Raw genomic sequence first — 20,022 nt, 5'->3', positions numbered from 1 at the left:
GAGATCAAGGCGGGGGACACGATCACGCTGACCGTCCGCCGCAACAACGCCGAGAAGGACCTGACGATCGTCACGGGCACCAAGGACGACGGCAGCGCGATGATCGGCGTCTACATCGACCCGACGTTCGACATGCCGGTCGACATCACCATCAGCATCGACGGCATCGGCGGACCGAGTGCCGGCACGATGTTCGCGCTCGGGATCATCGACAAGATGACGAAGGATGACGAGGCCAACGGCGTCGTCATCGCGGGCACCGGGACGATGGACGTCAGCGGCGACGTCGGCGCGATCGGCGGGATCCGGCAGAAGCTGGAGGGCGCCCGACGAGACGGCGCGACCTGGTTCCTCGCGCCGGAGAGCAACTGCGACGAGGTCGTCGGGCACATCCCCGACGGGCTGCACGTCGCGAGCATCGCGACGCTGCACGAGGCGCGCGAGGCGATGACGGCGATCGGCGCGGGCAAGGGCTCGACGCTGGCGACCTGCTCGGCGGGCTGACCCGCCGGTCGGGATCAGTGCAGCGTCGACCGCAGCGCGGCGACGAGCCCTGGCACGAGGTCCGGCCCCTGGCCGACCTGGTCGTCGGCGTCGTTCGCGCGCGTCCGCACGGCACACCACGAGGGACCGTCGCGCAGCACCCCGACGGCGAGCCGCACGTCCTGGCGCTCCGGGTGCGCGAGCAGGTAGGCCAGCGCCGCAGCCTTGCCCTGCGGCATCTGGGCCTCGGCCTCGGGTGGCAGGACCACGCGCTCGACCGTGACGGCCACGCCGTCGACCGCGTCGGGCCAGGACAGCTCGGCGAGCAGCGACTCGAGGTCGGGCGCCGACGGCAGGCCCTCCTGCTCGATCGAGGTCAGGTGCCACGGCGCGGCCTGGGCGGCGGCGAGGACCTCGTCGGCCAGCTGGTCGGCCAGGCCGGGCTCCGTGGCGAGCGCCGCCTGGGTCCGGACGAGCGCGAACACGCGGACCGGGGCGTCCCAGCCGGCGGCGGCGACGTGGTGCTCGACCTCGCGCACGGCGGCGGCGAGGTCGGTGGTGGCGGGGTGCAGGGGCTTCGTGGGCACGGCGTCGGTCACCCGCACATGGTCGCACCTGGTCCGTGCGCTGGTCATCGTGGGGACCAGGGGCGCCTCCACCTCAACCTTGTGGGAACCTGTGCTCAGACCGACCCGTTGGGAGTTCCGTGACCTTCGCCAGCTCGTCCCGTCCTCGCCCCGCCGGCCCTCGCAGGCGCCGAGGGCCACTGATCCCGACCCTGATCGTCCTCGGCGCGATCGTCGTGATCGTGCTGATCCTCGCCCAGGTGTGGACGGAGGTGCTCTGGTACCAGCAGCTCGGCTTCGTCGAGGTCATCCGGACCGAGTGGGGCACGCGCGCGCTGCTGTTCCTCGCGGGCTTCCTGGTGATGGGCGGCGCCGTGTGGTGGAGCCTGTCCTACGGCTACCGCTCGCGGCCGGTGTACGCGCCGAGCACGCAGGAGCAGGCGAACCTCGACCAGTACCGCGAGGCCGTCGAGCCCCTGCGTCGCCTGGTCCTGATCGTCGCTCCGGTCGTCGTCGGGCTCTTCGCCGGCGGGGCCGCGTCGCAGCAGTGGGCGACGATCCAGCTCTGGATGCACGGCGGCAAGGTCGGCACGGCCGACCCGCAGTACGGCATCGACCTGGGTTTCTACCTCTTCACGCTGCCCGGCCTGCGGTTCATCGTCTCGTTCCTGCTCGCGGTCACCGTGCTCGCCGGCATCGCCGGCCTGGCCACGCAGTACCTGTACGGCGGCCTGCGCATCGGCGGTCCCCGCACGGACACGCCGCGCACGACGAGGGCCGCGCGGGTGCACCTGTCGATCGTCGGCGCCGTGCTGATGCTGCTCATCGCCGCGAACTACTGGCTGGACCGCTACTCGATCCTGACCAAGACGCGCGAGAAGTTCGAGGGCGCGGCCTACACCGACGTGCACGCCGTCATCCCGTCCAAGGCGATCCTCGCGGGCATCGCGATCTTCGTCGCGGTGATGTTCATCGTGACCGCGATCCGCGGGAACTGGCGCCTGCCGCTGATCGGCGTGGGCCTCATGGTCGTCGCGGCGATCGCGGTCGGCGGCATCTACCCGGCCGTCGTGCAGCGCTTCCAGGTGCAGCCGAACCAGCAGGACGCCGAGGCGGAGTACATCGAGCGCAACATCGAGGCGACGAAGGACGCGTACGACCTCAACGACGTCGAGGTCAGCCCGTACGACGCCAAGGTCACGGCGGAGGCGGGCGCGCTGCGCGAGGACGCCGACACCACGGCGTCGATCCGCCTGCTCGACCCGCAGATCGTCAGCCCGTCGTTCAAGCAGCTGCAGGCGGTGCGCAACTTCTACCAGTTCCCCGACTCGCTCTCGGTGGACCGCTACACGATCGACGGCGAGAACCGCGACACGGTCATCGCCGTGCGTGACCTCAACCTCGCGGGCCTGGGCGCGCAGCAGCGCAACTGGACCAACGACACGACGGTCTACACCCACGGCTTCGGCGTCGTTGCCGCCTACGGCAACACGACGGCCACGGGCGGGGCGCCCAAGTTCTGGGAGGGCGGCATCCCGTCCAACGGCGACATGGGCGACTACGAGCCGCGCATCTACTTCGGCCCCACCTCGCCCACGTACTCGATCGTCGGGGCGCCCGAGGGGCGCGAGCCCTGGGAGCTCGACTACCCGTCGTCGGGCACGACCGGCTCGGTGAACACCACGTTCCCGACCCAGACCGTCTCGGCCGGCCCGAGCATCGGCAACCCGATCAACAAGCTGCTCTACGCGATCAAGTTCGGCTCCGAGCAGATCCTGTTCTCCGACCGCGTCACCGCGGACTCGCAGGTGCTCTACGACCGTGACCCGCGCGAGCGCGTCCAGAAGGTCGCGCCGTACCTGACCCTGGACGGCCGGACCTACCCGGCGGTCGTCAACGGCAAGGTCGTCTGGATCATCGACGGCTACACGACGAGCGACCAGTACCCGTACGCGGCGTCGCGCTCGCTCGAGAACGCCACGGTCGACTCCCTGACGGAGACGACGAACACGATCCAGGCGCTGCAGCCCAAGACCGTCAACTACATCCGCAACTCGGTCAAGGCCACGGTCGACGCGTACTCGGGCAAGGTCACGCTGTACGCGTGGGACGCGCAGGACCCGGTGCTCAAGGCCTGGTCGAAGGTCTTCCCGACGTCGCTCGAGCCCGTCTCGAAGATCGACGGCGACCTGATGAGCCACATCCGCTACCCCGAGGACCTGTTCAAGGTGCAGCGCACGCTGCTCGGTCGCTACCACGTGACCAACCCGGCGCAGTTCTTCTCCGGCACGGACTTCTGGGCCACCCCGGACGACCCGAACCACGCGAACATCCCGCAGCCGCCCTACTACCTGACGATGAAGATGCCCGACCAGGACGCGGCGAAGTTCTCGCTCATGTCCACGTTCATCCCGGCCGGTGAGGGCGCGCGCAACGTGCTCACGGGCTACCTGGCGGTCGACGCCGAGGCGGGTGACGAGGCGGGCAAGCCGTCCGCGGACTACGGCAAGCTCCGGCTGCTCGAGCTGCCGAGCGAGACGACCATCCCCGGCCCGGGCCAGATGAGCAACATCTTCAGCACCAACCCGGACGTCGCCAACGAGCTCAACATCCTGGCGCGCGGCGGCTCGAGCGTGGTCAAGGGCAACCTGCTCACGCTCCCGGTCGGTGGCGGTCTGCTCTACGTGCAGCCCGTCTACGTCCAGGCCGCGGGTGCGGGCACGTCCTACCCGCTGCTGCAGCGCGTGATCGTCGGCTTCGGCGAGAAGGTCGGCTTCGCGGCCACGCTCGACGAGGCCCTCGACGACGTGTTCGGCGGCGACTCGGGCGCGGACGCGGGGGACAAGGGCACGTCGCCCGGCACCCCGGTGCCGACGCCGGACCCCGGCGCCACGCCGTCGCCCACCCCGACCCCGGGCGCGACGACGTCCCCGACGCCGAACCCGACGTCGACCACGACGCCGCAGACCGCGCGCGCCGACCTGGAGAAGGCCCTCACGGCCGCCAACCAGGCCGTGCTCGACGGGCAGAAGGCCCTGGCCGACGGCGACTTCGCCGCCTACGGCGAGGCTCAGGACCGCCTGGATGCAGCCATCCAGGCGGCGCTGGACGCGGAGGGTCAGCTGGGTCAGTAGCCCTCGCAGGGCGGCCGATTTGGCCTCGCTCCGTGACTGACGTATGGTTACGGAGCCGACGCGGGGTGGAGCAGCTCGGTAGCTCGCTGGGCTCATAACCCAGAGGTCGCAGGTTCAAATCCTGCCCCCGCTACAAAAGAAGGGCCCCTGATCTGCGGAAACGTGGATCGGGGGCCTTTCGCTTTGCCCGGGTGCAAGCGGGCGCGCCGCATCACCGGTCCGGCGCTCGATCACGCCCAGTCCGGGGCCCTAGGATCACGCGCGGCACACATGTGCTGGCGGCAACCAAGGAGTGCGTGTGATGCGGGTCTCGTCCATCGTCGGGGCGCTCGCCCTTGTCGTCGCCCTGGCAGGTCCCGCAACCGCGGAGACCGCCATACCTGCCACTGCGGCGACCACGGATCTGGGTTGCGTCGGCGGGTACGACGCGATGCTCACCCCGCTTCGGACGTACGGCCGGTGGCTCCTGCACGACGTGACTTTCTCTCGCTGTGACGAAGCCGGGGGCACCATTCCCGAGGCGCGGGTGTCCCTGGTACCCGCGACGGCGTCGGCAGACATCGCGGACGACGTGAACGCCGTCACGATCGACGGGCTCGGAGGCGTGTGGTCCGAGCTGGCGGAGTTCGACACCACGGTTCCTGCGGTCCTGCGCTTCGCACCGGTCGACGGTGGCGCCGAGGTCGAGTGGTCGACGCAGCTGACGAGCGCCGCTCGTCCCGAGCCCACGGTGCAGGCGAACGCGTTCCTCGACTGGCGGGGGACCGCGCTGACGGGGCTGGCCGCCGACACCGGCTACGGCGCGCGGCTGACGTTCCCGGACATGGCGTCGGGCCAGCCCACCGCGGGCCTGTGGAACATCCCGCTCGCGCACGGAACGGTGACGGTTACGCAGAACGGTGTCGTGCTGTCGACCTTCGACGTCGGCGGGTACGCGCTCGAGACGAACCCGACCCGCGTGCAGCCGCTCGTGGTTCCGGGTGAGCTCGAGCCGGCCCGCGGCACCGTCCCGGGTGCGGGTTCGACGCCGATGACGTTCAGCTACTCGGGCGACGAGAACTTCGCCCCGTCTGCCGTCACGGTCCCGGTCGTGGACCCGCGCGGGGCGGCTGGCAGCGCGATCGGCGAAGTCGACGGCGACGCGTCGCAGCTCTTCGCCTGGGTCGCGACCACCATCACGGACGAGGGCTGGACGTCGGGCGGTGCCCGGATCCTCGAGGGTGGGAGGCTCGACGTCAGCGTCGACGGCCGACTCGCCGCGCACCTGCCGATCGATCCCACCGCGTATCCCGACGCCGCAGACTTCTCCTTCCGGCTGGGGTTCACCGCGAGCGCGCACGCCGTGCGGGACGCCACCATCACGCCGGGTGAGCCGACGACCGTGACGCTGCCCGGCCTGAGCGGGGGCCGGCACACGCTGACGGTGGCGTTCTCGGGCAGCGCGTCGGCGAAGCCGTCGACGACGAGCACGGTCGTCGTCGTGCCGCGGGCGTCGCTGATGTGGCAGTCGGTGAGTGTCTCCCGCTCGACCGTCCACGCCGGTGGGCGAGTGGTCGTGGCCGCGAGGCTCATGTCGCTGGCCCCGATCCCCGTGCAGGGGGTACCGGTCGCGTTCCAGCGTCAGCTCCCGGGGTCGACCCGGTGGACGACCGTCGCCCACGCGACCTCGGACTCCTCGGGCCTGGCCGCCGTGCAGCTCGCGGTCCCCAGGAGCGCGCGCTTCCGGGTCGTCTCCAGCGGGACGGCATCACTGCAGGCCGTCGCCGCGAGTGCGCCGAAGGCGGTCCACGTCACGCGCGCGCTCTCCACCTCCACCAGCGCGCGCCAGCACGGCGTGACGAGGATCTCCGTCCGCGTCACGCCGACCGACCGCGTCTACCTGCAGGTCCAGCGCAACGGTGCGTGGCACACGATCCGCACGGCGTCGCCGAGGGCCGCGGGGTCGTCAGCCGCCGGGACGACCCACTTCGACGTGCAACGCACGGCGCACCGCCAGGTTCTCCGCGTCTACGTGCGCTCGGACAGCAAGGCCTCAGCGGCGTCGAGGAAGGTCGCTGTCGCGGCGCGGTGATGCCGGCACGGCGGCGGCCGCGTCGATCGGCGAAGGCGTCGAGCAGCGCGACGTCGGCACGGTCCGGCCACGGGCGGCGCTGCGCGAGGCGGGCGTTGCCGTGGAAGTCCGCATCGTGAGCACTCCCCGCGAGCCATTGACCGGCGCCCGGCAGGTTCCTACGTTCCGCTCGCCACCGTGCGCGTGCCTGTACGGCGGCTGACCACCGACCGGAAGGCCCGCACCATGCCCGTCGAGTTCCTCGGCATCGCCACCACGAGCGACGCGTCCGAGACCACCGCCCCCACGACGAAGCCCGTCGACCTCGGTTACCTCGAGCGCATCGTGCGCGCCCACGAGGACAACGGCTGGACCCGGGTGCTGTTCGCGTACGGCTCGAGCGGCCTGGAGCCGTCGGCGCTCGCGGGGTACATCGCGGGGCGCCTCGACTCGGTCGAGCTGTTGCTCGCGCACCGGCCGAACGTCTCCTACCCGACCTTTGCCGCGAAGACGTTCGCGACGCTCGACCAGGTCTCGCAGGGCCGGCTCTCGGTGCACTTCATCACTGGCGGCAGCGACCACGAGCAGGCGCGCGAGGGCGACCGGTTGACCAAGGACCAGCGGTACGCGCGGACCCGCGAGTACATCCAGATCGTCAAGCAGGCCTGGACCTCCGCGGAGCCGTTCGACCACCACGGTGAGTTCTACGACTTCGACGACTTCGTCCTCGACGCGAAGGCCTACGAGGGACGCAGCCCGACGATCTCGTTCGGCGGCTCGTCCGAGGCCGCGTACAAGGTCGGTGCGGCCGGGGCCGACATCTTCGCGGTCTGGGGCGAGCCCCTGGCCAGCACCGCCGAGCAGATCGCCCGCATCCACGCCGAGGCCGCCGCGGCCGGTCGCACCACGCCGCCGCGGATCCACGCCGCGTTCCGGCCCATCATCGCGCCGACCGAGGAGCTCGCCTGGGAGAAGGCGCACCGCATCCTCGACCGCATCGAGGCGCGCAAGGCCGCGGCCGGCCCGGCGCTGGCGCGGTGGACGATGGGCGCACCGCAGAACGCGGGCTCGCAGCGGCTGCTCGAGATCGCGGCGCAGGGCGAGAAGTTCGACACCGCGCTGTGGACCGCGACGGCCAAGGCGACCGGCGGCGCGGGCAACTACGCGGGCACGACGCTGCGCGACAACCTGGGCCTCCCGGCTCCCGCGGCGCTCCGCCCGACGGTCCCCGTGGGCGTCTGACCGCCGCCCCACGCCAGCCCTCGGCGGTCGGGAGGCTAGTCGTCCGAGCCCTGATTGCCGCGGGGGTCGGTGCCGTCGCGCGGGCCGGGGTCGCCCGGGAGGGTCTGGCCGTCCCCGCCCCGGTGGTCGAACGGCTGCTCGTGCGTGCGGCCGCCCTCGAGCGTGAACGGTCCGCCGTCGTGGTGCCACGCGACCGCGGCGACGGCGACCCACACGACGGACACCAGGACGGACAGCACGGCGAGGGCAGCGCCGACGCACACGCTGATCACGCTCCACCGCTTCGCGTTCCCACCCTCGCGGGCGGCCGTCGTCACATCTCCGCTGCCGGCCGCACGAGCCGCGCGGTGCGACGAGAGCAGCGCCGGGATCGCGGTCGGCCAGAACAGGATCATGGCGGCGATGACCCAGCCGAGCGGCACGGGGTCGGCCGCGGGGCGAGCTGGCCCGGGCGCGACGATCGGCGTCGGCCCGACCGGGGGCGGGCCGCCGACCGGCTCGGCGGTGGCGGTGGTCGTCGCGGCGTCCATGGTCTCTCCCGGGGTCGTGGGGCTGCCACGAGCGACGCTATGCCGCTGAACTGGGACGACGCTGTGAATCGGGCCGGGGGTGCGAGCCCCGGCCCGATCTTGTCACTCGGCGGTGCCGTCGGCCACCGCGGTCAGCCGCTCGAGGTCCCCGAGGTCAGGGATGAGCACGAGGAGCCACGGGTGCTGCCCCTCCGCGTACCGCAGGTAGGCCGCAGCACTGGCCCGCGGTGATGTGGGGAAGCGCCCGAGGAACGTCTCGGCGGGCATGTCCTCGAACGGTTCACCTGCGCCCAGGCGCTCGAGCTCGGAGGTCGCGTGCGCGAAGAGCCTCAGCAGCGGGTCGGGACCCGCAGCACGTCGCTGGTCCGAGAGCCCGGACCCCTGCCCTCGACCGCGACCTGCCGGACCTCGAGCTGGTAGACGTCGTCCTGGTGCAGGCGCCCGAACAGCGTCGAGCGCTGCGCGCCGGACTGCCCCACGTGCGGCGTCAGCGCGACGGCGGCAAAGGGTTCGGCGAGCACGGCCTCGATCCGCGTGCACGTCTCGCACAGGAACGTCCAGCTGAACCGGCCGCGCACCGGGACGACCGCGCGCAGGCAGACCTGGCACAAGGTCGCGGCCCGCAGGGAGCACCCGGGCGGGATGTGCCACGGAGCCGACGAGCCGTGGTCTGCGCAGGTCAGCGAGCCGGAGGGGAACGTCAGCATCCGGGTGCACGAGGCGCCGGCGGGGATGCCGCCGGAGGCGGGCAGGGGGAACTCAGGCATGGTGGAACTCCTTCGCCCGGACCGCGCCGAGACACGGTCCAGCGTCGATGCACGCTTCTCGCGCCGGCGGCGCGAGCGGGTCTTCCTCCGGGGGCACCGTGTGTGACGCGGTTGCCGGCCAGCGAGCCGGAGGGCTTGGCGCTGGTCCTCGTGACCACCTGAAGTTCTAGCAGACCGCTCTGACACCGGTACCCGACCACGAGTCCGGCGCCCTCGAACGACCCGGGGCGACGGACCGCGCGCGCCGCCCGTCGCCGGCCAGGTCGCATGGCTACCCTCGGCCCCATGGCACCCCCTCGCACGCGTCAGGCGCGGTACGCCCGACGACGCAAGCGGCGGATGGACGCGGTCGAGCACGACCTGCTCCCCGAGCAGTGGGCCGCGCTGACCGCCGCGTGGGGCGGCTGTGCGTACTGCGGAGCGACCGGCGTGCCGATGCAGCGCGACTGCGTGCTGCCGATCTCCCGCGGCGGGCGGTACACGCTCGCGAACATCGCGCCCGCGTGCCGCTCGTGCAACGCGAGCAAGTGCAACGACGAGGTCACCGGCTGGCTGCGGCGCAAGAAGCTCGACGAGCGCGCGTTCCTCGAGCGGCACGTCGTGATCCAGGCCGCGCTCGCGGCGCAGTTCCCGGTGGAGACGCCGGCCGAGCCTCAGGCCGTGCGGTAGAGGCCCAGCTCCTCGAATGCCGCGACGAGCCCGTCGACGTGCGGCCCGCGTGCCACCGTGTCCGCTGCCGCGAGCACGCGGTCGTCCGAGCCCTCGATAGCCACGCCGACCCCCGCGTACTCGAGCATCTCGAGGTCGTTGATGCCGTCCCCGATGGCGATGACGTCCTCACGCTCGGCCGCGAGGTGGCGCTGGACCGCCTCGATGCCGCGCGCCTTGTGCACGTCGACCAGGTACAGCTCACCCGCGAAGTCGTGCGCCTCGACGATCGAGCTGGGCACGAACCCCACGCGCGGCCCGAGCAGGCGCAGCAGCTCGGTCCACGGTGCCGTCGCCGCGAGGTAGGTGACCTTGGCGAACGAGGTGCCCGACAGGTCGTCGAGCATCTGCAGCGCTCGCAGGAAGTCGTCGGAACCGTGCCGCTCGTCGTCAGCGTCCGTGCCGAGCAGCGCCCGCAGCCGGTCGTCGACGCCGAGCGGCCCGTACAGCCCGTCGGGCGCCTCGAGGACGAACGCGGCGTCGTGCCCGAGCAGGACCGCGACCACCTCCTGAGCGAGGTCAGGCGGGAAGCGGGTATCGGCGAGCAGGGTGCCGTCCACCTCGACCCAGCACCCGGCCGACGCGACCAGCCCGTCGAAGCCGACGTCGAGGATCCCCGGCGGCAGCAGTGCCTTGGAGCGACCCGTGCACAGGAAGACCCGGTGGCCCGCGGCGCGAACCCGGCGCACGGCGGCCTCGTGCGCCGGCGGCACCACGCCGTGCTCCGCGTAGGTGCCGTCGATGTCGAGGAAGACGAGCTTGCTGCGGGCGGGACTCATGGCTGGCACGGGGCCATGGTCGCAAACGATCGACCACGAGGAACTGCGGTCGAGGTGGTTGGCCGTGACGACGGCCCGGGGTCGACGAGGTCGTTGCGCCGACGGCGGGGGTGCCGGGCGCGGCTCCTTCCACCGGAACGTCGTGCACACGAGGCCGAGCGACGCGACGAGGTGCTCGACCTCGTCGCCCGCGAGCGGTGGTTCCCAGGGTGCGATCGTCGTCATGGCGCGACCGTCGGACCTATTCCGGACGTTCTCCGTCCGGTGTCGACGCTGCCTCGCCGATCGCCGCGAGCACGGCCGGCCAGGCGGCGGATCCCGGCTCGATGACGGCGAAGTGCTCGACCCCGGCGAGCGCGACGAGCCGAGCGCCGGACCGCTCGGCATACCGGCGCGAGAAGTCCGGCGGGACGAGGTCGTCGAGGTCGCCGTGCACGAGCACCGTGCGCGCCGTCGTCGGGCCCAGCGTCATCGGGTCCGCGGCGGCGTAGCGCTCCGGCACCTCGTCGGGCCAGCCGCCGAGCAGCTCCCGGACGGCGCCGCGGCTCAGGTTGAGGCGCGAGGCCTCGACCAGGTCGGCGACCGGTGCCAGCGCGACGACGCCGCGCGGGGTTGGGGAGCGGTGCGCGGCCCACAGCGCCAGGTGGCCGCCCGCGGAGTGGCCCACGTAGACGGTCGCGCTCGGGTCGACCCGACCGGGGTGCTCGGTCGCGAGCGCGGGCCCGATCGCGTCGAGCGCCGCGGCCACGTCGTCGAACGTCGTCGGCCACCCGCCGCCCGCGCCCACCCTGCGGTACTCGACGTTCGCCACGGCGTACCCGTGCGCCGTCAGCGCCGCCGCCATCGGCCGCAGGTGCGTGCGGTCGTACGCGGACCGCCAGAACCCGCCGTGGACGAGGCAGACGAGGGTCGCCGGCCCGGCGTCGGGGAGCGTCAGGTCGAGGACCTGGTCGGGCAGGTCGCCGTAGCGGAGGGTCGGCACCCGCCCGACCGTAGTCCGGTCGCCCTCAGAAGGGACGAGGCAGCGCCTTGAGCGCGGGCATCCCGGCCCCCGTGACGATGAGCGACCGCATGCTGTACGTCAGGTAGAAGCCCCACGCGTTCGAGCACGCGTCGTAGCACTCGTACGCCGGCACGAGGCCGTGGTGGGTGAACCGCACCTCGGTCCCCGCCGCGGTGGGCGTGACCTCGAACCTGATCGACGTGCCGATCCACTCGGTCGTGTCCTCGACGAACGAGAGCTCGGTGTCGAGCACCAGCCACGTGACGCGCCGCTCGGGGACGACCTCGGTGACGAGGATCTTCGAGTAGTGGACGTCGGTGTGCCGGAACACGAACACGTCGCCGACCTGCTCGGTCGCTCCCTCGATGTCGTCGGTCCACCAGCCGCGCACGTCGAGCACCGCGGCGAACGCCGCGTCGGGGCCCTCCTCCACGACGAAGGCCGTGCTGAAGTCTTCCTCAGGGGGGCGCTCCGCGCGCTCGCCCAGGCCCTGCAGGACCTGCGGCCACCCCTCGGTGTTCGCCTCCCGGGTACGCGCCCGGACGTCGTCGGGCAGCGCGGTGAAACCGCTCTCGACGACGGTCACGCGGGTCTTGTCCCCCTCGCGGGTGAGCGTGACCTCGACGAGGGTGCTGTTGCCGTCCGTGAGGTCCGCTCCGGGGAACGCCGGTGCCCAGCGGTAGGCGACGCCCGACGGAGGCGCGAGCCGCTCGACGCGGACCGGGTAGTCGCCGTAGGAGGCGTTGCGGGCGAGCGTGGTCTCGCCCTCCCGGGCCACCGTGCCCGGCAGGCTCTCCTCCTCCGCGACCCAGAAGCCCGGCTGGGTCACCAGGGACCAGACGTGCTCGGGGGAGGCGTCGATCACGATGTCGCGCTCGATGCGGTCGTCGCTCATGGGTCGCTCCGTTCGTCGCCGATCTGTGCAACTCAAAGGTTGCATGAGTGACGACAAAGCGCAACCTTTTGGTTGCTATTCGACGGGCGGGTCGATCAGCGCCTGCAGCGCCGCGCCGTAGAGGGTGATGATCCGGTCCCGCGAGGCCGCCGCGACGTTCTGGTCCTCGGCGACGTCCCACGACTGCAGCAGCCCGCCCAGCTGCGAGGCGATCAGGTGTGACCGCAGCTCGGCGTTGGGTCCGTCGAGCCGCTCGACGAGCCGCTCGACGAACAGCGTCCGCGTGATCTGGCGCAGGCGGGAGCGCACGCTGCTCGAGTCGGATGCGCGCACGAGCGCGGTCAGGTCGCGCCGCACGTCGCGCTGGCCGGGCGCCAGGGCGAAGGCGACCAGGCGCTCGCCCAGGGTGTCGAGCGGGCCGGTCAGGTCGGGGACCGGCTTCTCGGTGAGGCTCAGGACCCGGAGGAACAGGTCCTCCTTGGAGCCGAACCAGCGGATGACGAGAGCGGGGTCGACTCCCGCCGCGCCCGCGATCGCGCGGACCGACGTGCCGGCGTAGCCCTGCTCCTCGAACATCCCCAGCGCCGCGCGCTCGACGGCCTCGCGGCCGGTGGGCGGGGCCGTCTCGGTGGTCTCCACCCGACGATCATCGCCCATCACCTCCGGGTGTCAACAGTGTTGACACTCCTGAGTCAACGGTGTTGACTGTCGTCGCTCGTCCCGCCGGTGCTGTCGGGTCGCCTGTCCGCCCCGCCCCTCGGAGGGAACCCCATGTCTGTCGATGCCGCCTCGTCCGGCACCACCACCGACTCCGCTGCCACGAAGCAGCGCCCCGGCCTGTGGATCGTGTTCGTCGGCTTCGGCGCCCTCGTGGTGTCGCTCGCCCAGTCGCTGCTCATCCCCGTGCTGCCCGCGCTGCCCGGCCTGCTCGACTCCTCGTCCGACCAGGTCCAGTGGCTGCTGACCGCCACGCTGCTGGTCTCGGCCATCTCGATCCCGCTGCTCGGCCGCCTCGGCGACATGTTCGGCACGCGCCGCATGCTGCTCGTCGCGCTCGGGGCGATGCTGCTCGGCTCGCTCGTGTGCGCGCTGTCCGACGACCTCGTCGTGCTCATCGTCGGCCGCTCGATCCAGGGCGTCGCCGCGGGCGCGATCCCGCTCGGCATCAGCCTGCTCGCGGGCATCCTGCCGCGCGCCCGGTCCGGTGCCGCGATCGCCGCGGTGAGCGCGATGCTCGGCGTGGGCGGTGCGCTCGGCCTGCCGCTGGCCGGGTTCGTGGCCGAGCACGCCGACTTCCACGTGCTGTTCTGGGTCACGGCCGTCGGGGCGCTGATCGCCTTCGCCGGTGTGGCGCTCGTCGTGCCCGAGCGGGCCGGCCGCAGCGGTGGCCGGGTCGATGTCCTCGGTGCCGTGCTCCTCGCGGGCGCGCTGGTCTCGCTGCTCCTCCCGCTCGCCGAGTCGTCCGACTGGGGCTGGGGCTCGGCGAAGGTCGTCGGCCTGCTCGTGCTCTCGGCGGTCTTCTTCGCGGTCCTCGGCTGGTGGCAGCACCGCACGTCGCACCCGCTGATCGACCTCACCGCGCTGCGTCGTCGGCCGATCGTGCTGACCAACGTCGCGTCGCTGCTGTTCGGCTTCGCGCTGTTCGCCTCGCTCATCGGCACCGCCGCGTACGTGCAGGCGCCGGAGTCCAGCGGCTACGGGTTCGGCAGCTCGATGATGGTCTCGGGCCTGGTCATGCTCCCGAGCGGCCTCGCGATGCTCGCGTTCGCGCCCGTCTCGGCCCGGCTCATCGTCCGCAAGGGCGCGCCGTTCACGCTCGCCCTGGGCGCCTCGGTCGTCGCGATCGGCTGGGCGATGCGCATCGTGCTGACCGGCTCGCTCGTCGAGGTCGTGGTCGGCGCGACCGTCGTCGGCGTGGGCACCGCCATCGGGTACGCGGCCATGCCGTCGCTCGTCAACGCGAACACCCCGGCCGACGAGATCGCCGCGGCCAACGGCCTCAACACCCTGATCCGCTCGGTGGGCAGCTCGCTCGCCAGCGCGCTCGGCGGCGCCGTCCTCGCGTCGAGCACCGTGGCCCTCGGGGCGTTCACGTTGCCGTCGCTCGGCGCGTACCGCGAGCTGTTCGCGATGTGCGCCCTGGCTGCGCTGCTCGCGGCCGGTGTCGCGCTCGTGCTGCGCCGCGGCGACCGGGCCGAGCGGGTCTGACCCGGGCCTCACAAGGACCTCGCCGGGATCGTCAGCCGACGGTCCCGGCGGGGTTCTCGTCGTCCTGCAGGTAGGTCCCGTGGCCCTCGACGACGAGGCCGCCCGCGAACCGCAGCACCTCGTCGACCGCGTTGCCCCGCTGGTTGCGGTAGGCGATGACCAGCACGTCGATCCCCACGAAGACCCGCTCGACCGAGAACCGCAGGTCGGGGATCAGCGTCAGCCCCAGCGTCCAGTACGTGCGCAGGGCGTCCTTGCCGCGCAGAACGCCGCCGGTCTCGGGCAGCACGCGGGCCGCGACGGGGGAGGTGAACACGACGTCGTCGGCGAAGTGGGCGAGGACCGCCTCGACGTCGTGCGCGTTCCACGCGTCCACCCAGGCGGCGGCGAAGGCGGTGGGGTCGGGAGTGCTCATCGCGCGAGTCTGGCACGCGGCCCGCGTGAGCACGTCGGGATACCGTGACGGCGTGCATCGAGGACCGTCACGCGCCGTGGGCGCCGCGACCGTGGTCCTCGCGCTCCTCGTCGGCGGCGCCGTGGCCTGGGCCGTGGCCCGCCCGTCGTCGGCCCCCGCGCCCGCGCACGACGTGCCCGCCGCCGCGGCGCCGTCGTTCACGCCACCCCCGACGCGCACGCCGACGCCGACCCCCACGCCGACGCCGACCCCCACGCCCACGTTCGACCTGGCCGCGCACTCGACGACGAACCCCGCGAGCCCGTGGGTCGTCGTCAACAAGCACCACCCGCTCGACCCCGTGGACTACTTGCCCGACGACCTCGTGACGGTCGCAACGGGCGAGCAGGTCCGGTCCGAGGTCGCCGACGACCTGCGCGACATGATCGACGCCGCGGCCGACGACGGCGTGACGCTCACGATGCAGAGCGGCTACCGGTCGTACGCGTACCAGCAGCAGATCTTCGGCAACATGCTCGGCGTCTACGGCCGCGAGTACGCCGAACGCCTCTCCGCGCGCCCGGGCTACAGCGAGCACCAGACCGGGCTCGCGGTCGACCTGGGCGGCGCGAGCAAGCCGGCGTGCGACTTCGACCCGTGCTTCGCGACGACCCCCGAGGGTCGCTGGATCGCCAAGCACGTGGGGGAGTACGGGTTCCTGGTCCGGTACATGAAGGCCAACGAGGACGTCACCGGGTACTCGCCCGAGGCGTGGCACCTGCGCTGGGTCGGGCGTTCGCTCACCGCGCAGATGGCCGAGCTGGGGGTGTCCACGCTGGAGGAGGTCTTCGACGTGGACGGCGGGCCCGACTACCGCTGAGCGAACCTCACCCGGCGATTCGTCCGGATCGCACCCATCCGGACGCCGCTCGGCACCGAACTCCCCTCACAAGGCCGCAGACCTGCGGCGTTCGGCATGACTCCTGGTGGCCCCCCGCCAGGACGAACCGAGGGGATCTACCCATGAAGACCACGAAGCGCATCGCACTCGCTGCCCCCGCGCTGTCCCTGGCGGCCCTGCTCGCCATGGCGATGCCGGCATCCGCCGCGTCGAGCGACGGATCGAACGAGGCCACGCTCAAGCCGGTCGCGCTCAACGGCGTCGACGGCTCGGGCATGGCGATGACGACGATCAAGGACGACGTCCTGACGGTGACGTTCACCGCCGACGGCCTGCTCGCCGACAACCCGCACGCCGCGCACATCCACTTCGGTGCCGAGGCGCGTCACGAGTGCCCGGCCGCCGCCGACGACAAGAGCGGCGATGGAACCCTCAACACCACCGAGGGTGGACCGGCGTACGGCGACATCGTCGTGTCGCTGACCAAGACGGGTGACACCTCGCCGAAGTCGGGCCTGGCCGTCGACCGGTTCGACACCGCCAAGGGCGGCAAGATCAACTACCAGCGCGGCTCGATCAAGATCTCGGACGACGTCGCCAAGGCGATCGTCGCGGGCCAGTCGGCCGTCGTGATCCACGGCGTCGACCACAACCACGACGGCAAGTACGACGGCGACACCAAGTCGGACCTCGACCCGTCGCTGCCCACCGAGGCCACCGACCCCGCGCTGTGCGGCGTCCTCGAGGTCTCGCAGATGTCTGCCACGCCGTCCGGTGGCGCCCAGACCGGCAGCGGCTCGACCGCCGGTGTCCAGGACGTCGGTCTGCTCGCAGCCGGCAGCGCCGCGTTCGTCGCGGGTGGCCTGCTGGTCGCCCGTCGTCGCCGCACGGCCGACGTGACCGTCAACGACTGATGGCCACCGACGACGCCCGGGCCCGGGAGAAGGGCGGCCGGCACGGTTCGGCCCCCGCACCCCGGCCCGGGCGCCGTCGCGCCGTCGCCACGGTGGCCGGGGTCGCCCTGCTGCTCGGCGGTGCGACGGCCGTGGTGATCGGCATCAACGACCAGCAGCCGGCCCCGCCGGTACCGCCGGCGGCGGAGGCCCCAGCCGATCCCGTCGACACGCCCACTGCGACCTCGACGAGCACGGCCACCAGCGCCCCCGTGCCGGCGCCGACGGAGACGGCCACCGAAGTGGCGAAGAAGGTCCCGCTGCCGACGACGATCAGCATCCCGTCGCTCGACGTGACCTCGAAGCTGCTCACCCTCGGGCTGGCCGACGACGGCACGATCGCCGTCCCGGCCAAGGGCAAGGACTACGACCGGGCGGCCTGGTTCGACGGCTCGCCGCGCCCTGGCGCGAACGGTCCCGCCGTGATCGAGGGGCACGTCGACGGCGACAACGGGCCGTCGGTGTTCCACGACCTCGGCAAGATCACCAAGGGCGCGAAGATCACGGTCACGCGCGAGGACGGGTCGAAGGTGCACTTCGTCGTCGACGGCGTCGCGTCCTACCCCAAGGACGACTTCCCGGTGACGAAGGTCTACGCCAACACCAAGGACCCGCAGCTGCGGCTCATCACGTGCGGCGGCGAGTTCGACCGCACGACGGGCCACTACGTCGACAACACCGTGGTCTTCGCGCACCAGGCGTGAAAGCCGAGCGATCCCGTCGGATATTGACTAGCGTCGACCTCCGCGGGGGAATCACCACCAGGAGGAACCGATGACGGTCACCGACGAGTACCTGAGCAACAACCGCGCCTACGCCGAGAGCTTCTCCGGCCCCCTCCCGCTGCCGCCGTCCCAGCACGTCGCGGTCGTCGCCTGCATGGACGCGCGGCTCGACGTCTACGCGATCCTCGGCCTCGGCGCGGGGGAGTCGCACGTCATCCGCAACGCCGGCGGCGTGGTGACCGACGACGAGATCCGGTCGCTCGCCATCAGCCAGCGGCTGCTCGGCACCACCGAGATCATCCTCATCCACCACACGGACTGCGGGATGCTCACGTTCACGGACGACGACTTCAAGAGGTCGATCCAGGACGAGACGGGGATCAAGCCCGAGTGGGCCGCCGAGGCGTTCGACGACCTCGACGTCGACGTCCGCCAGTCGATCGCCCGCATCAAGGCCAGCCCGTTCATCCCGCACACGGACTCGGTCCGCGGCTTCGTGTTCGACGTCGCGACCGGGCTGCTCACCGAGGTCGTCTGACCGCCCACGCAGCGATCGCGGCATCGAGCGCTGACGCAGGGACGGGCGGTGCATCGCCGTCCGGCACCCAGCGCAGCTCGAGCAGCTCCCCGTCGGCCGGTGCCACCTCGGCGCCGGCCGACGCGCGCGCCACGTAGACGGCGGCCAGCTCGGCGCGGACGGGGTCGCGCAGGTCGAACCGGGCGAGGCCGCGCCAGTCCAGGTCGTCCGCGACGAGCCCGGTCTCCTCGCCCAGCTCGCGTCGGGCGGCGTCGCGCGGTGACTCCCCGGGCTCACGCATCCCGCCGGGCAGCTCCCACTCGCCGCGCCACGCGTTGCAGCCCCAGAGCACCGCCCCGTCGTCACGCACCACGACGACGAGCGCCAGCGGGCACGGGGCCGCGTGCAGGTCGGTGCTCGACTCGGGTTCGTGCGTGAGCGCGACGAGCGACTGGCCGCGGGCGTCGACGACGGGCAGCGCGATCATGCGCGAACGCTACCGATCAATCCGCTGCCGCGGACGGGCAGTTCGTCCGGGCAGGGTCACCAGCCGTGGGTGCCTCGCTCGCCCTTGAACGGGCCGACGACTCGTGAGGTGATCCAGCCGCCGTAGAACCCGCCGGCCTGCGGTACGACGACCTCGCCGTCGACCGTGCACCGGTCCATCGCGGCAGGCATCACGGCGATCGCGCCGGCGAGGACGTCGTAGCCGCGGCTCGGTGCCGGGTAGGTCCACGCCGCACCGGGAGCAACGACGCCCTCCCCGCCGACGACGTCGAGGTAGGCCGCCTGGCCCTTCCACTCGCACCAGGACGCGCCGTCGGCCTCACGCAGCGCGCCGGGCGCGAACGCGGAGCGTGGCAGGTAGTACGTCGGCGGGTGGCTCGTCTCGAGCACGCGCCACGACGTGGTGGTCCGCGCGACGACGACGCCGCCGAGCTCGACGGTGATCGACGCCGCAGACTGCTCGACCCGCGGCGGGCGGGGGTAGTCCCACACGGACTCCTGGCCCGGAGCGGGAGGGACGGGGCGGGGTCGAGTCACGCCTCGACGGTACGTCGCGGCCTTCGCCGCCGCCGGTCAGCCGACGACCAGCAGCACCACGGTGAGCGCCGCGACCAGGATCGCGGCCAGGAACGGCCACCGGCTCGCGGGCCGGGTCAGCGCGGCCAAGGCCCCGCTGAGGGCGAGCACGACGGCCGCGAGCACCGCCACGACGGCGAGCACGACGGGCACCGACGACGCGACGGCGACGATCGTCGTCGCCACCAGCAGCAGCGCGACCGACAGCAGCGACGTCGCCCGCCGCCCGAGCCGGTGCGGGAGCCCGACCACGCCCGTGGCGGCGTCGTCGGCCAGGTCCGGCAGCACGTTCGCGAGGTGCGCGCCGACGCCGAGCAGCGCCGCGGCCGCCGTCGTCCACGCGGGCGCGGGCACGGGGTCCGGCAGGGCGAGCGTCGCGACCGAGGGCAGCAGCCCGAACGAGAGCGCATAGGGAGCCCAGGACCAGACGGTCGACTTGAGCCGTGCGTTGTAGGCCCACGCGGAAGCGACCGCGACCAGGTGCACCACCGCGGCGGCCGGCCCGAGAGCGAGCGAGAGGGCGATGCAGGCGCCCGCGGCCAGAAGTGCAGCGGCCCGCAGCGCGGGCGGGGAGACCGCGCCGGTGACGACGGGCTTGTCCGCGCGCCCCACGGCGAGGTCGCGGCCGGCGTCGATCCAGTCGTTCGACCACCCGACCGAGAGCTGCCCGGCCATCACCGCGACGAGGACCAGTGCCGCGAGCGGGACGCCCGCGCCCGCACCGAGCGCATAGGCGAACGCGAACATGCTGACGGCCGCGGTCGGTCCCGGGTGGCTCGCGAGCACGAGCGCCCGGACGAGGGCGCGGGTCCGAGGCATGGCACACGGTCGCACACCGAACACGGCTGAGCGGGCGCGCGCGGCCGTGCGGGGTCACGATGAGGCGATGAGCTCCCAGGACGGACCAGCCGAACGGCACCGCGCACCGGAGGGCGTCCCCGACGACGTCGTCGAGGCCGTCGGCGGTGTCACGGCGGCGTTCGAGGTGATCGAGCACGCGCGCGGCATGCTCTACGCGTTCCACCGGCTGGTCGGCCGCGCGGACGCCGAGCTCGGCGAGGCGCTCGACCAGCTCGAGGCCGCC

General features: G+C 72.6%; 22 protein-coding genes, 1 tRNA gene, 1 pseudogene and 1 riboswitch. Of the genes and pseudogenes, 12 read left to right on the top strand and 12 right to left on the bottom strand.

The genetic code is table 11. The features are described 5' to 3' along the window. Positions 1-504, top strand: a 504-nt coding sequence (locus D1825_RS07260) for a S16 family serine protease (protein ID WP_325051469.1), incomplete at its 5' end; no start/stop codon positions are given. A gap of 14 nt (positions 505-518) precedes the next feature. On the opposite strand, the gene D1825_RS07255 is transcribed toward D1825_RS07260, so the two are convergent. Then, positions 519-1,082, bottom strand: a complete 564-nt coding sequence (locus tag D1825_RS07255; protein WP_233549688.1) for a PPA1309 family protein — start codon at positions 1,080-1,082, stop codon at positions 519-521. 107 nt (positions 1,083-1,189) lie between these two features. On the opposite strand from D1825_RS07255, the gene D1825_RS07250 reads away from it, so the two are divergent. The 4 genes from D1825_RS07250 to D1825_RS07235 all read left to right on the top strand — a co-directional run bounded on the left by D1825_RS07250 (position 1,190) and on the right by D1825_RS07235 (position 7,475). After that, the gene (locus D1825_RS07250; RefSeq protein ID WP_118766768.1) at positions 1,190-4,183 is read left to right on the top strand and encodes a UPF0182 family membrane protein; all 2,994 of its coding nucleotides are present in this window, start codon (positions 1,190-1,192) and stop codon (positions 4,181-4,183) included. A gap of 59 nt (positions 4,184-4,242) precedes the next feature. Beyond that, a tRNA-Met gene (locus D1825_RS07245) sits at positions 4,243-4,316 on the top strand. A gap of 393 nt (positions 4,317-4,709) precedes the next feature. Further along, positions 4,710-6,254: a hypothetical protein gene (locus D1825_RS07240; protein WP_118766767.1), complete on the top strand. Its 1,545-nt coding sequence runs from the start codon at positions 4,710-4,712 to the stop codon at positions 6,252-6,254. 225 nt (positions 6,255-6,479) lie between these two features. Continuing rightward, the gene (locus D1825_RS07235) at positions 6,480-7,475 is read left to right on the top strand and encodes an LLM class flavin-dependent oxidoreductase (RefSeq protein ID WP_118766766.1); all 996 of its coding nucleotides are present in this window, start codon (positions 6,480-6,482) and stop codon (positions 7,473-7,475) included. Positions 7,476-7,510: 35 nt separating this feature from the next. On the opposite strand, the gene D1825_RS07230 is transcribed toward D1825_RS07235, so the two are convergent. From D1825_RS07230 to D1825_RS07225, 3 genes are all read right to left on the bottom strand, one after another. Further along, a complete protein-coding gene (locus D1825_RS07230; RefSeq protein ID WP_118766765.1) occupies positions 7,511-8,005 on the bottom strand; it encodes a CD225/dispanin family protein in 495 nt (164 codons plus the stop codon). A gap of 102 nt (positions 8,006-8,107) precedes the next feature. Further along, positions 8,108-8,272: a hypothetical protein gene (locus D1825_RS18205; protein ID WP_158580693.1), complete on the bottom strand. Its 165-nt coding sequence runs from the start codon at positions 8,270-8,272 to the stop codon at positions 8,108-8,110. A gap of 62 nt (positions 8,273-8,334) precedes the next feature. Then, entirely contained in the window at positions 8,335-8,772 is a 438-nt protein-coding gene (locus D1825_RS07225; RefSeq protein ID WP_118766764.1) for a hypothetical protein, read from the bottom strand. A 46-nt stretch (positions 8,773-8,818) separates the two neighbouring features. Beyond that, a riboswitch (SAM riboswitch) is annotated at positions 8,819-8,928 on the bottom strand. Positions 8,929-9,057: 129 nt separating this feature from the next. Here D1825_RS07225 and D1825_RS07220 point away from each other — a divergent pair. Continuing rightward, complete coding sequence (locus D1825_RS07220; RefSeq protein ID WP_118766763.1) at positions 9,058-9,441, top strand: HNH endonuclease; 384 nt, start codon at positions 9,058-9,060, stop codon at positions 9,439-9,441. Here the strand turns inward: D1825_RS07220 and D1825_RS07215 are convergent. The 4 genes from D1825_RS07215 to D1825_RS07200 all read right to left on the bottom strand — a co-directional run bounded on the left by D1825_RS07215 (position 9,426) and on the right by D1825_RS07200 (position 12,796). Then, positions 9,426-10,259 (bottom strand): HAD hydrolase family protein, encoded by an 834-nt coding sequence (locus D1825_RS07215; RefSeq protein WP_233549689.1) that lies wholly within the window; start codon positions 10,257-10,259, stop codon positions 9,426-9,428. The two genes, D1825_RS07220 and D1825_RS07215, sit on opposite strands and share 16 nt — an antisense overlap. A gap of 241 nt (positions 10,260-10,500) precedes the next feature. Then, on the bottom strand, positions 10,501-11,241 hold the full coding sequence (locus tag D1825_RS07210; RefSeq protein ID WP_118766762.1) for an alpha/beta hydrolase family protein: 741 nt from the start codon (positions 11,239-11,241) through the stop codon (positions 10,501-10,503). Between the two features lie 25 nt (positions 11,242-11,266). Next, positions 11,267-12,157, bottom strand: a complete 891-nt coding sequence (locus tag D1825_RS18430) for an SRPBCC family protein (protein ID WP_199721532.1) — start codon at positions 12,155-12,157, stop codon at positions 11,267-11,269. A 75-nt stretch (positions 12,158-12,232) separates the two neighbouring features. Further along, positions 12,233-12,796, bottom strand: coding sequence for a TetR/AcrR family transcriptional regulator (locus D1825_RS07200; protein ID WP_158580692.1), 564 nt, complete (start codon positions 12,794-12,796; stop codon positions 12,233-12,235). 132 nt (positions 12,797-12,928) lie between these two features. Between D1825_RS07200 and D1825_RS07195 the strand changes: the two genes are divergently transcribed. Then, on the top strand, positions 12,929-14,365 hold the full coding sequence (locus tag D1825_RS07195; RefSeq protein ID WP_118766760.1) for an MFS transporter: 1,437 nt from the start codon (positions 12,929-12,931) through the stop codon (positions 14,363-14,365). Positions 14,366-14,396: 31 nt separating this feature from the next. On the opposite strand, the gene D1825_RS07190 is transcribed toward D1825_RS07195, so the two are convergent. Next, positions 14,397-14,780 carry a nuclear transport factor 2 family protein gene (locus D1825_RS07190; protein WP_118766759.1) on the bottom strand — a complete coding sequence of 128 codons (384 nt, stop codon included), beginning with the start codon at positions 14,778-14,780 and terminating at the stop codon, positions 14,397-14,399. A gap of 52 nt (positions 14,781-14,832) precedes the next feature. Between D1825_RS07190 and D1825_RS18200 the strand changes: the two genes are divergently transcribed. The 4 genes from D1825_RS18200 (at position 14,833) to D1825_RS07165 (ending at position 17,876) form a co-directional block, all read left to right on the top strand. Further along, the gene (locus D1825_RS18200; protein WP_158580691.1) at positions 14,833-15,639 is read left to right on the top strand and encodes a M15 family metallopeptidase; all 807 of its coding nucleotides are present in this window, start codon (positions 14,833-14,835) and stop codon (positions 15,637-15,639) included. 143 nt (positions 15,640-15,782) lie between these two features. Continuing rightward, positions 15,783-16,574: a CHRD domain-containing protein gene (locus D1825_RS07175; RefSeq protein ID WP_118766756.1), complete on the top strand. Its 792-nt coding sequence runs from the start codon at positions 15,783-15,785 to the stop codon at positions 16,572-16,574. Beyond that, positions 16,574-17,317 carry a class F sortase gene (locus D1825_RS07170; RefSeq protein ID WP_118766755.1) on the top strand — a complete coding sequence of 248 codons (744 nt, stop codon included), beginning with the start codon at positions 16,574-16,576 and terminating at the stop codon, positions 17,315-17,317. The genes D1825_RS07175 and D1825_RS07170 overlap by 1 nt, the downstream gene beginning before the upstream one ends. A gap of 70 nt (positions 17,318-17,387) precedes the next feature. Beyond that, positions 17,388-17,876, top strand: coding sequence for a beta-class carbonic anhydrase (locus D1825_RS07165; protein WP_118766754.1), 489 nt, complete (start codon positions 17,388-17,390; stop codon positions 17,874-17,876). Here D1825_RS07165 and D1825_RS07160 read toward each other — a convergent pair. From D1825_RS07160 to D1825_RS07150, 3 genes are read right to left on the bottom strand one after another with little or no spacing between them, the layout of a single operon-like run. After that, the gene (locus tag D1825_RS07160) at positions 17,860-18,342 is read right to left on the bottom strand and encodes an NUDIX hydrolase (RefSeq protein WP_118766753.1); all 483 of its coding nucleotides are present in this window, start codon (positions 18,340-18,342) and stop codon (positions 17,860-17,862) included. The genes D1825_RS07165 and D1825_RS07160 overlap by 17 nt on opposite strands. A 56-nt stretch (positions 18,343-18,398) precedes the next feature. Next, a complete protein-coding gene (locus D1825_RS07155) occupies positions 18,399-18,899 on the bottom strand; it encodes a DUF427 domain-containing protein (protein WP_118766752.1) in 501 nt (166 codons plus the stop codon). Between the two features lie 36 nt (positions 18,900-18,935). After that, complete coding sequence (locus D1825_RS07150; RefSeq protein ID WP_118766751.1) at positions 18,936-19,757, bottom strand: UbiA family prenyltransferase; 822 nt, start codon at positions 19,755-19,757, stop codon at positions 18,936-18,938. Positions 19,758-19,824: 67 nt separating this feature from the next. On the opposite strand from D1825_RS07150, the pseudogene D1825_RS07145 reads away from it, so the two are divergent. After that, positions 19,825-20,022: pseudogene (locus tag D1825_RS07145) on the top strand (hypothetical protein); the annotation flags it as partial.

Source organism: Cellulomonas rhizosphaerae (assembly GCF_003470205.1).
GTDB classification, from domain to species: domain Bacteria; phylum Actinomycetota; class Actinomycetes; order Actinomycetales; family Cellulomonadaceae; genus Cellulomonas; species Cellulomonas rhizosphaerae.
This window is presented reverse-complemented; position numbering and strand designations above follow the sequence as displayed.